Consider the following 14,736-nt stretch of genomic DNA (forward strand, 5'->3'; position numbering starts at 1 on the left):
TCCCACACGCTCATCCGATACCCCGATTCGCCGGTGTTGCGACGACCGGTTGAATACGGCCAGTTCCGAAGTCGGAAGTTCCTGCGTGCGCTGTCCCGTCATCGACTGGTCGGATCAATGGGACGGGTGGCGTCATGCGGCGACAACGCCGCAATGGAGTCGTTCTTCGCCCTGTTGCAGAAGAACGTCCTCGACCGTCGCTCCTGGACCACCCGCGAGCAGCTGCGCATCGCGATCGCGACCTGGATCGAACGGACCTATCACCGGCGACGCCGACAGGCCGCCCTGGGACGTTTGACGCCCATCGAATTCGAGACCATCATGAACACGACCGTCGCACTAGCGGCGTGACTAGAACTGTCACCTATTCGTGCAGCAGTCCCCAACGCAGCTTTCCGAGAATGTCTACGCCTGGTAGGTCGCCCGAACTGTCTCGCAACCTCGGTGTCCCGGAACCCATGTGTTCTGAAACGACCGAACTGACTCTTCCACGGATCGGGCATATGCGATTAGGCTCGGCGCATGCCTGAGCCTGTGAACCCGCTCCTCCCCGCGTGGTACGACGTGGCTTGGTCGGCCATGGTGGTGGTCATACTTGTTCTGCTCGTCGTATGCTTGATCTCAATTGCACGTACCGCTAAATCGCTCTCGTCGTTCCAATCGCTCGCGTGGACGCTTGTTGCGATATTTGTCCCGATTGTGGGGCCGCTGGCGTGGCTGTTCATCGGGAGGCGTTCGCTGGCCGAGCCAAGGGATGCCAGAAAGACAAGCGCGACGAGCTGAGAATAGGTGGCTCTCCGCCGCAGTTTCGGCGAAATTTGCCAGATCGCGTGTATTGCTCGCGCATCGGCGACTTGCAGTGTCTCGTACCCTCGGTGTCTCGAAACCCATGGGATGCGACACGTCGCTGATCCGCGTCTAGTCCTCACGAGAAGGATCCGTACGTTCCACCCTTTGCGGATTTTCTTTGCCCTTATACCTTCTCAAGAATCGACGGATCGAGAAGAAGAGGGCCGCCATCACGGTCAAGATGAGTGCCGCCATGAGGCCGACGTTCAGATGCCAAACAGCCAGCGGGTCCATCGTGCGGTCTCCTTTGCAACGTATGAACACGATAGTCGTCGGCTCCCAACGCGCAACAAATGCGCCGAGACTCGATACTCGTATCCGCAATCAAGGGCGGCTGAGGTTTGCCTTCACGAATATTGGTGTGAACCGAATCGACGGAATCGAGCAATACGGATGTGAGCCCCGATAACGAGGTAATTGAACGCTCGATACGCGAGCCGGCTGTCTTTGACGAGCTCTACGGCCGCCATGCGACGCCGGTTTACCGATATGCGGCGCAACAGCTCGGCGACCATGCCGCGGAAGACGTGATGTCGGAAACGTTCCTCGTGGCGTTTGAGCGACGCTCTGCCTACGACATAACTGTGCAGAATGCGCGGCCCTGGCTGCTGGGCATTGCAACACGACTGATGCGCAAGCACGTGCGTTTGGAAGCCGTCTCCTGGAAAGGCATGTCGGCAGATCTCGCGGCACAGATCACTCCGGACTTCATCGAGCAGGCGGGCGCCCGCATTGACGCTAAGCGCCTTGCTCGACGTCTGGCGAAGGCTCTTCGTCGGCTGTCGGAATCGGACCGGGAAACTCTATTGCTCTACGCGTGGGGCGACCTCGACTATGCGTCGATAGCACTCGCCATGCAGGTGCCCATTGGCACCGTGCGCTCAAGACTCAACCGGGCACGGCGTCAGTTGCGCCGCGCCGCGGGGACCGAAACCATCGAACAGGAGACGGATCATGGACGAGTTGACGCTTCTCCGCAGCACACGTGATGACACGCGTGACCCAAGCCCTGAGGTATTGGCCCGGGGACGGTCCGCGCTGTTCGCTCGGATCGACAGTGAGACCCCGATCGCACTTTTCGCGCAACTGGGCGACGACACGGCGTTCGCACCGATAAAGGCTCGGCGCCGCCGGCGCACCATCGCCTGGGCAGGATTCTCCGCTCTCGGAGCCGCGAGCGTGACCGTCGCCCTGGTGGCCACTAACGTGCTGGGATTTGCCGGCTGGAACGGCGGAGCCGACCCTGCGGCTGCGAGCGTGCTCAGTTCCGCAGCGGCCGCCACCGTGAAGGTCAGCGACCCCGTTGTAGGCCCCGGACAGTACCTGTTCATTCGAACCGACGGAGTCTTCGCGAGCACAGGAACCCTCAAAGCGGAGGACGCTGAAAGGATCGGAGAGGAGATCCTGCCCTCCGACGACGTCTCCGCGCTGGAGAAGACCCACGACGAGCTTTACGTGCCCGCGGATCGCAGCGAAGATTGGGTATCGATCCGCTGCACGCGTGCACCGTTCCAAACCTTCGGTCCCAGATCAGAAGCGTTCGCGGAACAAGAGGCAGCAGTCCACGAAGAGTACGAGCCGGACACCATCCGGCGCTTTCCTGGAGGTACCACGCCCAGTGGCGTCACTATCGGGGGCTACTTCGACGGGTTGCACTTCAGTGATGACTACGACGCTCTGCCCCGGGACCCACGTCAACTCCTCGACAGGATCTATGAGCTGAACGGCAATTTCGGACCTTCCCGCGATGGCCAAGCGCTCCAGTGGATCATTGACGCGCTCCGGGGAGGCACCGCACCAGCCGACTTCCGCGCCGCGCTCTACAAAGCAGTCGCGGAGATCCCCGGCGTGGAGATCACCGAGGACCAGGCCGCGCTCAACGGAACCACCGGCATCGCAATCGGCCGCGTGGAAACGACCTCCAACACACGCTATGACCTGATCATTGACGCTGAAACCGGGCAATTCATTGGCGAGCGAGAAGTCACCCTCGACGGCTACGCCAGCTTTCCCGCAGGTACGGCGACAAGCTGGACCGCCGTGACAACCACGGTCGTTACGTCCGCGCCAACTGACGTCGCGATCTGCAGCGAATAGGAGACCCTGCCATGCACGACCACTACAGTCCGCCGACGATCACTCCCGCCGACATCTCGCTTCCGCCGACGATCACGCTCGATCTGACCTGGCTCGTCGCGGATACTCAACAATTCGGTTCCTCACGCATCAAAACCTCCTCCACTAACGGCAGCGATTGAGTAGACAAGCTCCCTGCGTCGTGCGTTCCCCACCGGGGGCAGGTGTCTCGTAACCTAAGCGTCTCGTAACCCATGCGTTGTGCGACACGGAGCGAGCGCCGAACTCCAGAGCGGGATGTGTTTAGAGGGTGACCGTGACGCCATAGCCGAGGTCGACGGTGACCGGGGCCCCAGGCGAAACAGGCGCGGGCACTTTGTACATAGCCGGGCCGATATCCGCCGTACAGGAGAAACCGCCTGCGGCTTCCAGCGTGACTTCGAACGCGCGCTCTCCGGTTTCGCGGATGTCGCGCGGCTCATTCGGGCATGTGGAGCTCCCGAAGGTGAGGAACAGCCACGATTCACCGTCTTCAGACCACACGACCGTTGGCTCCATCTCAGGCCCGGCCACTCCTTCGAGTTCTGGAGGTACTTCGTCCAGTCGTTCCGCACTGCTGCTGGAGCATCCCGCGAGAACGAGCACAAGCACCGGCACGAAGATCAATGCAGCACGCGTCATGCGGTGATTCTTCCAGCTCATCGCGTCACGTCGGCAGTCAGGTGGGCACGAAGCTTCGCCCGCGCCCTCGAGTACCTGCTGCGCACAGTCGCTGGCTTCTTCCCGAGGACCCTCGCTGCGTCCGCGAGAGAGAACCCATCCCAGTGAACGAGTTGAATGATCTCTCGATCAATCTCGGGGAGTGCACGCAGCGCCTCCCACACGTCGTCGCGCACGGGTCGTGTGTCGCCGCTGACGAGAGCTTCGCCTTTGAGTCGTTCGCTCAGCGAGCGCCGACGGACGATGCTGCGACTATGGTTCGCGAGCACGTTCCGCGCGATTCCGAACGCCCACATTCGTGCCTCGGTGGGATCCGTCGGCAACGACGAAGACTTCTGCCACATCGTGAGCATGACCTCACCGGTGAGGTCAGCTGCGTCCTCAGTGGAGACGACGCGTCGTGCGAAGTACGCGAACAGGGCGCGCTTGCTCCCGTCGACGAGACGAGGAAGATCGAGCGTGTCGTTGCTCCACATCCATTGGAGGGCTTCGATCGACTCTTCTGGCGGCCCGAGCATCAGTGCAGTTCCCACTTGCACGTCGACGTCCCCGCCGTACCGACGCCGAGACGATCCAGGTAGCCCTGCGGGATCTCTTGTACGACGACTGTTGAGATGCCCTTCGACACGGTCATCTGATCGAGGGTCTCCTGGGTGATCTCCGGATCCGTATCCGGGTCTCCGACCTTCAGGGGCTCTTGTATGGCGAGGTCGTAGCCGCGTTGACCGATACCGGCCCAGTCGTGTGAGGTGATCCATTCCTTCGCTGCGGTTACGTCAGTGCCGTTCCAGCTTCGGATTGCCAACGAGTAGGTGCATTCAACAGACCTGCCCGTGTCCGTCACGTAGGAGATCGGAATGACGGCATCCGGCGTGAAGTTTGGCGCGATGTACACAGTCGCAGCCGTTGCGAGCACTCCCGCGCCAAACAGCGCTCCGACAGCGGCAATCCGTGCACCGCGGCGCCCGCGCGGCCGCCGATGTTCTTGTTCTGCCCGAGCAGCGATTCGCACGAGCATTGCGTCTAAAAGTTCAGGGGACTCTGCCCACGTATCGCGCGGGGAGAGAAGCTTGTCGAGCTGAGTGTCGTCCACGGGTTTCCTCCGATGATCCGTTCACTCTGTTCATGTCTGGCAACCCTCAAAGTGTTGCATCTCGATCAAAAGGATTCCCGTGATGTCGTCATCGACGACAACTACGAGGACCGACCAGAGATCGACACGCGCATACTCGAGCAGCGACAGTGCGCTACATCGCTTGCGGCCTCCACTCCTGCCCAGAATCCGGGGATGCGAGACGTCGCCGATGTACGTCTAATCCTCACGAGAGGGACCGTCCTGACGCCGAAATCGCGCGACTAGGCTCGCTTCATGGATCCCTTCGAAGTCTCTGTCGATGGCGAATTGTTCCGCATCAGCGAGAGGTGCGAACCAAGCGCGACCATCACCTACGATTTCACCTGGTTGAACGGACCAGCCAACGGAACCTACGGCTTCAGCCTCGGGGGCATTGCCATTAACGCTGATGAAACCGAGTCGTCCAAGGCTTCCAAGTTGTCCAGAGAACAACTGATCGCTCAGGTGCATGGGTTTGTGGACTCGTTCTTCGAAGACGGCGGAATAGGCCAAGAAGATTTTCCCGATCATGTACCGGCACGGAGACGTTGAGGCGGGACCGTCTTCCGAGAGCGTGTCTCGTAACCTCCCTGTTTCGTATCCCATGGGTTACAAGACAGGATGGGTCGAGCAAAGGCTTGGCTGCACGGCTGGGCCGCCTTACGCGGTTCAGTGGCGAGTCGTTGCCCACGCCTCGAACTCTGACTGAACCTGGTCGAAGAACTGCGTTTTGGCCAGGGTGTAGTCGTCGTAGTCGGCTTTGCCGATCTGCTGCGCGCTGAGTGTCAGTTTTACAGTCTCGTAGCGTTGGCGGGCGTCGGTGTTTTCTCGAAGCCAGTTGCGGAACCAGATCGTGTACAGACCCCAGGGCGAGTCCGCACGACGGACGTGAAGTATCGCCTGGTCGTCTTCATGCCAGAACAGCAGCTTTTCCCAGACCAAGGCATCGACCTTCATCGACCCCCTGGGTATGTCGCGATCAACTCCTGGGGAGTCGGGACGTGAACCGCGTGCGCGCACGTAACCAAGCGGTTCGAGGCGGGTGACGAGATCAGTCTCCGAGGGAAGCGGGGAGATGCGCAGTTGCAGGTCCACGAACGGCTTCGCGGCGAGGCCCGGCACAGATGTCGAGCCGATGTGGTCCAGTGCCGCGGCATCCGCACCATCAAGTCCACCGATGGCGTCCTCGATGCCCGACAGCAAACGTAACGCTCGCTGTGCCCACTCTGCCTGATGCTCGACCAGCGCGGCTGGGTTTTTCTCATCGCTCACGCGGTCGAATCTACCGGTCTCGAATCTGACCTTGGGCAACCGTCGCGAGGCTCAGCTGAACGTGCTCAGCGCCCGCCGGTAGCTCTCGCTGTTCTCGCGCGTGGCTGCGGTCATGAGCAGGGCGTTCTCGCCGACTCTGCGAGTGAACTCACCCGAACAGGGAATGGTCACGACCTTCGTCAGGCCCGCACGCCATGCGGGGATCAGGGCCGGCAGATCGCGATGCTCTGGTTGGTCGGAGAGGCTCTTGGGCATCGCCGCCAGATGCGCATCCATTCCACGTTGGAACCAGTCGCTGTGTGAATCGTCGTCGAACGCGCTGTCACCGAAATCGTCGCGCCCGGTCGGGCCGATCATCCGGTGCAGCAGATCGGCTCGTTCGGTCGAGCCGTCTGCGGTGGTGCGAAGCTCATCGAACAGCCGCGGGTCGCTGTCTTGAGCGGCGTGCGACAGTGCGGCATGCCAAATACGACGCCACGCACCCGCCCATTCCTCGCGAGTCTCGGCGCTGACGCCAGAGTCATGAACGGTCGCTGGTGTATCGGACAGCAGCGGAGGAAGGTCTTCACCTCGCGGCTGCAGCTCGTAGGCCTCCCGAATCCAGAGCAACTCCAGGAGGGCGTTGGCTCGATCCTCGACCGTGATCGACATGTCGTGCGGCCACGGGTTTCCCGGTATTGGTGTGCTGGATCTCATGACTCCCACTCTCGTCGTCGTCGTGCATCGAGCACCACCCCAGGTTGCCGATCCAGAATCCGGCCGCAGCGAGCTCAGGCGGCGAGCTCGGCCTTCAAGATGTTGTTCCACGGATCGGTGAAGGTCAGCGTCCGTCCGTCGTCGCGCACTTCGGTTCCGTAGTGCGCAAGACGCTCGTTCAGCTCACCCAGCGCATCCGCGTTCGGGAGCGCGAGGTCGACCTGACCCAGCCCGAGCGCCGGCATCCGCGGACCGGCTCCGCGCGAGTTCCAGACGTTCATCGCCATGTGGTGGTGATATCCGCCGGCGCTGACGAACAGCGCTTGGTTGCCGAGGGATGCTGTCGCGTCGAAGCCGAGGCGGTTCACATAGAACTCGCGCGCAGTCTCGACGTCACCGACCGACAGGTGCACGTGGCCGATCTGCGCCGCTCCGGTGTTCGGGGCGCCGTCGACGAGGTGCTCCTGCAGGAACGCGTTCGGGTCGAGGTAGAGGGTCGCCATCTCGATCTGCCCGTGCGTCCATGACCAGTCGGAGCGGTCGCGATCCCAGTACAGCTCGATGCCGTTGCCCTCGGGGTCGGTGAGGTAGAACGCCTGGCTCACCAGGTGATCGGCGCTGCCGGTGAAGGTCTGCGGCGCGTGCTGTGCGACCGAGAACAGGGCGCCGGCGAGCGCCGCCTGCGACTCGAACACGATCGCCGTGTGGAACAGGCCGGCCGAGCCGGGGCTGGCATGGCGCAGCGTCGGCTCGTGGCGGAGGACCACCAGCGGCGTTCCGCTGCGTCCGAGCGTCACGGCGTCACCCGCGGCATCCTGCACCTGGAGCGTGATGACATCGCGGTAGAACGTGGTCATCGCGTCGAGGTCGGCGACCAGCAGGGTGACAGCACCCATCGATGTTGCCGCGGCAAGTTTTTCATTCATGTCAATGGAAACGGGCTACGGCCGGAATGTATTCCCTTCAGCCGCGCCCCATTCGCGCGAAGGCGCCCAGCACGGTGCGCTCCGAGGTGATGAGGTAACTCTCCAGCGCGTCGGCCGCAGCATGCGGGCCGTCTTCGAGAAGCGTCTTGAGCACGATCCGGTTCTTGCGCACGAAGGGCTCGTGCAGTGCGCGAGGGTCGTCGATCTCGAGGAACACCAGACGGAGTTCGGCTGCGACATCCCGATAGGTGCGGGCAAGTCTCGGGCTGTCGGCGAGGGCGACGATCGCATCGTGGAAGGCCATGTTCGCGCTGCCGACGCGGTGCCACTCCTCGTTCGGGAGGTGCTGTTCGGCCTCGGCGAGCGCGGAGCGCATCAGCTGCACCGCCGGATGCTCCGGCTCCGACTGCCGCAGCGCAGAGCACTCGATCACGCGGCGCGCACGATAGATGTCGATGACGTCGGCGATCGAAGGCGCCGCCACCGACACGCCGCGATGCGGGATGTGCTCGATGAGGCCCTGCTCGGCCAGAACCCGGAACGCCTCCCGCAGCGTGTTGCGCGAGACCTCGAAACGCTCGGCCAGCGCCGCCTCCGAGAGGCGGGCGCCCGGCGCGAAGTCGCCGTCGATGATCCTCTGACGCAGCACATCGGCCAGTGCTCCCTGATGGTTCACGCCTTCATGTTAAGCGGACAGGACCCTGCGCGTAGCATCCCGGAAATAAAGTTGTTGAACAATCAGACCCAATCCGTTCTACACTCGGTGTCACCCGACACCCGCCAAAGACGATGGGAACCCCTTCATGTCCGAGCAGTCCCCGACTGACGCCCAGACGACCGCGCAGACCGAAGCGCAACTCGCCGCAGTGAAGAAGCGCGTCGGCCGCAGCGCCGTCATCGGTGCGATCTTCCTCATGGCCACCTCAGCCATCGGCCCCGGCTTCATCACCCAGACCGCGACCTTCACCGCATCGATGGGAGCGGCGTTCGCCTTCGCCATCCTCGTGTCGGTGCTCATCGACATCGCCGTTCAGCTCAACGTCTGGCGCATGATCACCTCGTCCGGCAAGCGCGCCGGCGAACTCGCGAACTCGGCCATCCCGTTCTCCGGACACGTGATCGCGGTCCTCGTCGTGATCGGCGGTCTCGCGTTCAACATCGGCAACATCGCCGGTGGCGGCCTGGGGCTGAACGCGCTGCTGGGCATCGATCCCAAGATCGGCGGCCTGCTCACCGGGGCCCTGGCGATCGTGATCTTCCTGATCAAGAAGGCCGGCAAGGTGATGGACATCGTGCTGGTGATCCTCGGCATCGGCATGATCGTCATGACGGTCGTCGTCGCGATCATCGCCCAGCCCCCGATCGGCGACGCGCTGCGTCAGACGTTCGTTCCGGACGAGCTGAACTTCGCCACCATCACCACGATCGTCGGCGGCACCGTCGGCGGATACATCACCTATTCCGGCGCGCACCGCTACCTCGACTCCGGCCACACCGGTCCGGAGTACGCGGGCCCGGTCATGCGGGCAGCGGCCAACGGCATCCTCATCACCGGCATCATGCGCTACGTGCTGTTCCTCGCGATCCTCGGCGTCGTCGCATCCGGTGTCGTCCTCGACCTGTCCAGCCAGGCCGCCAACCCCGCGGGTCAGGCCTTCGGGTCTGTGCTGGGTGACGCGGGTCTGCGCATCTTCGGTGCGATCTTCTGGGCGGCCGCCCTCAGTTCGGTCATCGGCGCCGCGTACACGTCGGCGACATTCCTGTCGTCGTTCCACAAGCGCTTCCTCGGCGGCTGGTCGCTGCAGATCGCCACGGTGGCGTTCATCGTCGTCTCGCTGATCGTGTACCTGTCGATCGGCACCGCACCCGCGGCGATCCTGGTCTTCGTCGGCGGCTTCAACGGACTCATCCTCCCGATCGGCCTTACGGTGTTCATGTACATCGGATGGTTCCGCCGCGACCTGCTCGGCACGAAGAAGTACCCGCTGGTGCTGCTGATCGCCGGCACACTGGTGACGCTGCTCACCTGGTACATGGGCATCGTCTCGGTCGGACCCATCTTCGCCTTCCTCGGAACCGGAGCGTGACCATGCCCACCATCGACCTGAACTCCGACCTCGGCGAGAACGTCCCGGACCGTATTGTCAGCGACGACGTCGCGATGCTCGAGATCGTGACCAGTGCGAACGTGTCGTGCGGGTTCCACGCGGGCAGCCCGGAGGGCATCCGCGAGACTCTGGATGCTGCGGTGCGAAGCGGCGTCGTGATCGGCGCCCACCCCGGCTATCGCGACTACGAGAACTTCGGCCGTACGAACGTCGAAATCGACTCCCCGACGCTGCAGGCGCACGTCGAGTACCAGCTCGGCGCACTCATCGGATTGGCCTCTTCGGTCGGGGGCAAGGTCTCATACGTCAAGCCGCACGGTGCGCTGTACAACACGATCGCCCGCGACGAGCGGCAGTCCGCCGACGTGGTCGCGGCGATCAAGGCGATCGATCCGAGTCTCGTGCTGCTCGGCCTCGCGGGCGGCGTGGTGCTGGATGTCGCGTCGAAGGCCGGACTCGCGGTCGCCTCCGAAGCCTTTGCCGACCGGGCATACATGCCGGACGGGCAGCTCGTCTCGCGCACCCAGGAGGGCGCCGTGCTGCACGACCCCGCCGCGGTCGCCGAGCGCATGGTGCGGCTGGCGTCCGACGGCGTGATCCGCGCGATCGACGGTTCGGACGTGCGCGTCGAGGCGCAGTCGATCTGCGTGCATGGCGACAGCCCCGGTTCGATCGAGATGGCAGCGGAGACGAAGCGGATGCTGCAGGCAGCGGGCATCACGATCGCACCGTTCGCCGGAGTCTGAGATGGGCGTGATTGCGACTTCTGATCAGCTCGCGACCGCGCGGGCGGCGCGTGGCGACTACCGTGCGGGACGTGCGGTGCCGACCAGCGGTGTCGCGGCCGGTCTCACGCAGGCGAACCTCATCGCGGTGCCGGCGGACTGGGCGTTCGAGACACTGCTTTATGCGCAGCGCAATCCGAAGCCGTGCCCGGTGCTCGAGGTCATCGAGCGGGGGCAGGTGGAATCGGTGCTGGCGCCGGGCAGCGACATCCGCACCGACATCGGCCGGTACCGGATCTGGCGCGACGGCGAACTGGCCTCCGAGGTGACCGATGCGACGGACGCCTGGGACGAGCATCGGGATCTCGTCGCCTTCCTGATCGGATGCAGCTTCACTTTCGAGACGGGACTCGTGGATGCCGGCATCCCGATCCGCCACCAGGAACTCGGCCGCAACGTGCCGATGTACCGCACGAACATCGACTGCACTCCGGCCGGACGTCTGCGCGGCGAGATGGTCGTGTCGATGCGGCCGATCCCCGCCGGGCGGGTGGCGGATGCTGTGCAGATCTCCGGACGGACGCCCGCCGTGCACGGCGCCCCTGTGCACATCGGCGACCCCTCATCGCTCGGCATCGCCGACCTGTCGCGCCCCGACTTCGGGGATGCCCCGGAGGTGCGCGAGGGCGAGATCCCGGTGTTCTGGGCCTGCGGCGTCACTCCCCAGGCGGCGATCATGGCGTCCAGGCCACCGTTCGCCGTCACCCACGCACCCGGCTACATGTTCATCACCGACGTGCCGGATGCGGAGTACATCGTCTGATGCGCATCCTCACAGCATCCGACCGCACGCTGCTCGTCGAGGCGGCCGACCTCGACGAGGCCATGCGACTCAATCTCGCGTGGGACGGCTTACCCGGGGTCGTCGAGCGCATCCCCGGAGCCCGCACGGTGCTCGTGCGATTCGATCCGCTGCGCACGTCGGCTGCCGCGCTGGCTGAGGTGCTTTCGGCCACGCGCGTGGATGCCGAGCACGTGCCGCACACCCGCGAGGTCGCTGTGCCGGTGCACTACGACGGCGAGGATCTCGCGGAGGCCGCAGGGCTGCTCGGCGTCTCGGCTGAGGAGCTCGTGAACCGCCACCTCGCGGCCGACTGGCAGGTCGCGTTCTCTGGCTTCGCGCCGGGATTCGGCTACGTGGTCAGCGGGGATCCGCTGTTCGACGTGCCGCGCCGCTCGTCGCCGCGCACGCGCGTGCCCGCCGGTTCGGTCGCGCTCGCCGGGCAGTTCACGGGCGTGTACCCCCGCGAGAGTCCGGGGGGCTGGCAACTGATCGGACATACGGATGCCGTGATGTGGGACATCGACCGCGACCCGCCGGCGCTGCTGTCGCCGGGGGCGCTGGTGAGGTTCGAGCGCGCGGGGCGGGAGGGGCTTCGACTCCCTGCGGTCGCTCAACCCGTTTCGTCTCCGGCTGCTTCGCAGCCTGCGCTCAACGACCCGCAAGCGGGGTCATCGGTCGGGGGCGGGTCGTTGAGCGAGCGCAGCGAGTCGAAACGGGTTGAGCGAGCCGAAGGCGAGTCGAAGCCTTCCGCCCCCTCCGTCGAGATCATCCGCCCGTCCCTGCAACTGCTGGTGCAGGATGCCGGCAGACCAGGCCACGCGGCGCTCGGAGTCTCCGCATCCGGAGCCGCCGATCGCACGGCACTGCGCGACGCCAACCGCGCCGTGGGCAATGAGATCGCGGCCGCGGTGCTCGAGAGCGTCGGCGGCCTGACCCTCCGCTTCCACGGCGACGGCGTCGTGGCCGTCACCGGCGCGATCGGCGAACTCACGCTGACGGATGCCGGCGGCCTCACCCGCAGCATCCCGCACGGCGCCCCATTCGCCACGGTCGACGGCGACGAACTCACCCTCGGCCATCCGAGTCACGGGTTGCGCTACGTGATCGGCATTCGCGGCGGCCTGGCCGCAGCATCCGCTCTCGGCAGCCGAGCCAGCGATACGCTCGCAGGCCTCGGACCCGACCCGCTCGCCGCCGGTGATGTCGTCGATATCGGAGACGCCGCACGGCACGCGGTCGACCCGGTGGCCACCCCGCGCGAACTGCCTGCATCCGGCGACCTCGTCGAACTCGACATCACGCTCGGCCCGCGTGACGACTGGTTCACGGCATCCGCTCTCGACACCCTGACGACGCAGGAGTGGCTGGTCACGCCGCGCTCCGACCGTGTCGGCATCCGGCTGCAGGGCGACGTGCCGCTGGAGCGCACGACGCAGGGCGAGTTGCCCAGCGAGGGGGCCGTGACCGGGGCGATCCAGGTGCCGCCGGACGGCCAACCGGTGCTGTTCCTGCCGGATCATCCGCTCACCGGCGGCTATCCGATCATCGGCGCGCTCACCGATCGCTGCCTGGATCTCGCCGCCCAACTGCCGCCGGGTGCGCGCATCCGTTTCCGAATCTCCCGCATCGAAGAAGGACTGTCATGAAGAAGGTGCTGATCGCCAATCGCGGCGAGATCGCGGTGCGCGTGATCCGCGCATGCGCCGAAGCCGGGTACGCCTCAGTCGCCGTGTACGCCGATCAGGATGCCGACGCGCTGCACGTGCGTCTGGCCGACGAGGCGGTGGGGTTGGGCGGGACGACCGCCGCCGACACGTACCTCTCGATCGCCGCTCTGCTGCGGGGCGCCGCCGACAGCGGGGCGGATGCCGTGCACCCCGGATACGGATTCCTCTCGGAGAGCGCGGAGTTCGCTCGCGCGGTCGAGGGCGCTGGACTCGTCTGGATCGGACCGTCACCCGAGAGCATCGACGCGCTGGGCGACAAGATGACCGCGCGACGGATCGCGCAGAAGGTGAACGCACCCCTCGCGGCTGGCACGGATCAGCCGCTCGCGGGGCCGGCCGAAGCGGTCGCCTTCGCCGAAGAGCATGGGCTGCCGATCGCGATCAAGGCCGCGTTCGGGGGTGGGGGCCGAGGGCTGAAAGTCGTCCGCGAGTTGTCGGAGGTGGCGGAGGCATTCGACGCCGCGACCCGTGAGGCGATCGTGGCCTTCGGCCGCGGCGAGTGCTTCGTGGAGCGGTTCCTCGAGAGCCCGCGACACATCGAAGTGCAGGTGCTCGGCGACGGCCAGGGTGACATCGTGGTCGTCGGCGACCGCGACTGCTCGATGCAGCGGCGCAATCAGAAGCTGATCGAAGAGGCTCCGGCGCCCGGACTGACCGCTGCGCAGCGTTCCGAGATCCACGACGCCGCGCGCCGGATCTGCGCCGATGTCTCGTACCGCGGCGCGGGAACCGTCGAGTTCCTGCTTGCTGCGGATGGCACGATCTCGTTCCTCGAGGTGAACACGCGACTGCAGGTCGAACATCCGGTGACCGAGGAGGTCACGGGTGTCGATCTGGTGGCCGAGCAGTTCCGGATCGCGTCAGGGCTCGGCCCGTCGTTCAGCGATACCCCCGAGCCGCGGGGGCATGCGTTCGAGTTCCGGATCAATGCCGAAGACCCCGGTCGCGGATTCCTGCCCAGCCCGGGAGTCGTCTCGACGCTGCGGATTCCTGGCGGCCCTGGCGTGCGGTGGGACAGCGGGATCGAAGCAGGGGATGCCGTGCAGTCGGCGTTCGACTCGATGATCGCGAAGCTCATCGTGCACGCTGATTCGCGGGATGCTGCGCTGATCCGCGCGCGCCGCGCGTTGCGGGAGCTGTCGGTCGAAGGCCCCGCGACGGTCATTCCGTTCGATCGGCTGGCGGTCGACGAGCCGGAGTTCCAGACCGACACGTTCGCCGTGCACACGCAGTGGATCGAGGGCACTCTGCTGCCGCGGTTGGAGCCGCAGCTGCGGCCGGCGCCGGTCGAGGATGCCGCGCTGCAGCGCTTCGCCGTCGAGATCGATGGGCGCCGCGTGATGCTCGGAGTGCCTTCGGCGCTGCTGCGGGGATTCGCCGGTGGGGGTGTGCAGGCGGTTGCTCCGGCATCCGCTGATCCCGCCGAGCTGCGGGCGCCGGCTCCTGGCACGCTGGTGCGCTGGCTGGTGGATGACAGCGCTTCCGTGGAGGCGGGGGATGCCGTCGCCGTACTCGACGCGATGAAGATGGAGACTCAGGTCACAGCGCATCGAGCCGGGGCGCTGGTGCACGCGGCATCCGTGGGTGATTCGATCGCTGCGGATGCTGTGATCGGCCGCATCGGCTGAGTCGCGGCATCCGCGCCCTCGCGGCATCCGCGCCCTCGGGAGGAGAACTCT

At 65.3% G+C, this 14,736-nt stretch carries 18 protein-coding genes; 11 read left to right on the top strand and 7 right to left on the bottom strand.

Annotated features, from left to right (window positions below; translation table 11 throughout):
- The 5 genes from IEV67_RS17995 to IEV67_RS18020 form a co-directional block, all read left to right on the top strand.
- Window positions 1-351: integrase core domain-containing protein (locus IEV67_RS17995; RefSeq protein ID WP_229703337.1), on the top strand; the 351-nt coding region annotated here is incomplete at its 5' end.
- Between the two features lie 171 nt (window positions 352-522).
- On the top strand, window positions 523-783 hold the full coding sequence (locus tag IEV67_RS18000; protein ID WP_188438108.1) for a PLD nuclease N-terminal domain-containing protein: 261 nt from the start codon (window positions 523-525) through the stop codon (window positions 781-783).
- 461 nt (window positions 784-1,244) lie between these two features.
- Complete coding sequence (locus tag IEV67_RS18010) at window positions 1,245-1,838, top strand: RNA polymerase sigma factor (RefSeq protein ID WP_188438110.1); 594 nt, start codon at window positions 1,245-1,247, stop codon at window positions 1,836-1,838.
- Window positions 1,804-2,946 carry a CU044_5270 family protein gene (locus IEV67_RS18015; RefSeq protein ID WP_188438111.1) on the top strand — a complete coding sequence of 381 codons (1,143 nt, stop codon included), beginning with the start codon at window positions 1,804-1,806 and terminating at the stop codon, window positions 2,944-2,946. Before IEV67_RS18010 ends, IEV67_RS18015 begins: the two co-directional genes overlap by 35 nt.
- A gap of 11 nt (window positions 2,947-2,957) precedes the next feature.
- Complete coding sequence (locus tag IEV67_RS18020; protein ID WP_188438112.1) at window positions 2,958-3,107, top strand: hypothetical protein; 150 nt, start codon at window positions 2,958-2,960, stop codon at window positions 3,105-3,107.
- Window positions 3,108-3,228: 121 nt separating this feature from the next.
- Here IEV67_RS18020 and IEV67_RS18025 read toward each other — a convergent pair whose 3' ends face one another.
- The 3 genes from IEV67_RS18025 to IEV67_RS18035 are packed head-to-tail and all read right to left on the bottom strand — an operon-like array spanning window position 3,229 to window position 4,738.
- Window positions 3,229-3,606 carry a hypothetical protein gene (locus IEV67_RS18025; RefSeq protein WP_188438113.1) on the bottom strand — a complete coding sequence of 126 codons (378 nt, stop codon included), beginning with the start codon at window positions 3,604-3,606 and terminating at the stop codon, window positions 3,229-3,231.
- Between the two features lie 17 nt (window positions 3,607-3,623).
- A complete protein-coding gene (locus tag IEV67_RS18030) occupies window positions 3,624-4,163 on the bottom strand; it encodes an RNA polymerase sigma factor (RefSeq protein ID WP_188438114.1) in 540 nt (179 codons plus the stop codon).
- Window positions 4,163-4,738: a hypothetical protein gene (locus IEV67_RS18035; RefSeq protein WP_229703339.1), complete on the bottom strand. Its 576-nt coding sequence runs from the start codon at window positions 4,736-4,738 to the stop codon at window positions 4,163-4,165. Before IEV67_RS18035 ends, IEV67_RS18030 begins: the two co-directional genes overlap by 1 nt.
- A gap of 276 nt (window positions 4,739-5,014) precedes the next feature.
- On the opposite strand from IEV67_RS18035, the gene IEV67_RS18040 reads away from it, so the two are divergent.
- Complete coding sequence (locus tag IEV67_RS18040; RefSeq protein ID WP_188438116.1) at window positions 5,015-5,311, top strand: hypothetical protein; 297 nt, start codon at window positions 5,015-5,017, stop codon at window positions 5,309-5,311.
- A gap of 117 nt (window positions 5,312-5,428) precedes the next feature.
- Here IEV67_RS18040 and IEV67_RS18045 read toward each other — a convergent pair whose 3' ends face one another.
- The 4 genes from IEV67_RS18045 to IEV67_RS18060 form a co-directional block, all read right to left on the bottom strand.
- Window positions 5,429-6,031, bottom strand: a complete 603-nt coding sequence (locus tag IEV67_RS18045) for a GrpB family protein (RefSeq protein ID WP_188438117.1) — start codon at window positions 6,029-6,031, stop codon at window positions 5,429-5,431.
- Window positions 6,032-6,082: 51 nt separating this feature from the next.
- Window positions 6,083-6,727 (bottom strand): hypothetical protein, encoded by a 645-nt coding sequence (locus IEV67_RS18050; protein ID WP_188438118.1) that lies wholly within the window; start codon window positions 6,725-6,727, stop codon window positions 6,083-6,085.
- A gap of 74 nt (window positions 6,728-6,801) precedes the next feature.
- Complete coding sequence (locus tag IEV67_RS18055) at window positions 6,802-7,653, bottom strand: VOC family protein (RefSeq protein ID WP_229703341.1); 852 nt, start codon at window positions 7,651-7,653, stop codon at window positions 6,802-6,804.
- Between the two features lie 37 nt (window positions 7,654-7,690).
- A complete protein-coding gene (locus IEV67_RS18060) occupies window positions 7,691-8,329 on the bottom strand; it encodes a GntR family transcriptional regulator (RefSeq protein WP_188438119.1) in 639 nt (212 codons plus the stop codon).
- Window positions 8,330-8,456: 127 nt separating this feature from the next.
- Between IEV67_RS18060 and IEV67_RS18065 the strand changes: the two genes are divergently transcribed.
- Genes IEV67_RS18065 through IEV67_RS18085 form a run of 5 tightly spaced genes read left to right on the top strand, consistent with a single transcriptional unit; the run spans window position 8,457 to window position 14,685 of the window.
- The gene (locus IEV67_RS18065) at window positions 8,457-9,740 is read left to right on the top strand and encodes an NRAMP family divalent metal transporter (protein ID WP_188438120.1); all 1,284 of its coding nucleotides are present in this window, start codon (window positions 8,457-8,459) and stop codon (window positions 9,738-9,740) included.
- Window positions 9,741-9,742: 2 nt separating this feature from the next.
- Window positions 9,743-10,507, top strand: coding sequence for a LamB/YcsF family protein (locus IEV67_RS18070; protein WP_188438197.1), 765 nt, complete (start codon window positions 9,743-9,745; stop codon window positions 10,505-10,507).
- 1 nt (window position 10,508) lies between these two features.
- Window positions 10,509-11,309: a putative hydro-lyase gene (locus IEV67_RS18075; RefSeq protein WP_188438121.1), complete on the top strand. Its 801-nt coding sequence runs from the start codon at window positions 10,509-10,511 to the stop codon at window positions 11,307-11,309.
- Window positions 11,309-12,976 (top strand): 5-oxoprolinase subunit B/C family protein, encoded by a 1,668-nt coding sequence (locus IEV67_RS18080; protein WP_188438122.1) that lies wholly within the window; start codon window positions 11,309-11,311, stop codon window positions 12,974-12,976. Before IEV67_RS18075 ends, IEV67_RS18080 begins: the two co-directional genes overlap by 1 nt.
- Window positions 12,973-14,685, top strand: coding sequence for an acetyl/propionyl/methylcrotonyl-CoA carboxylase subunit alpha (locus IEV67_RS18085; RefSeq protein ID WP_188438123.1), 1,713 nt, complete (start codon window positions 12,973-12,975; stop codon window positions 14,683-14,685). The genes IEV67_RS18080 and IEV67_RS18085 overlap by 4 nt, the downstream gene beginning before the upstream one ends.
- Window positions 14,686-14,736 lie beyond the last annotated feature (51 nt).

Source organism: Microbacterium murale (assembly GCF_014635185.1).
Classification (GTDB): domain Bacteria; phylum Actinomycetota; class Actinomycetes; order Actinomycetales; family Microbacteriaceae; genus Microbacterium; species Microbacterium murale.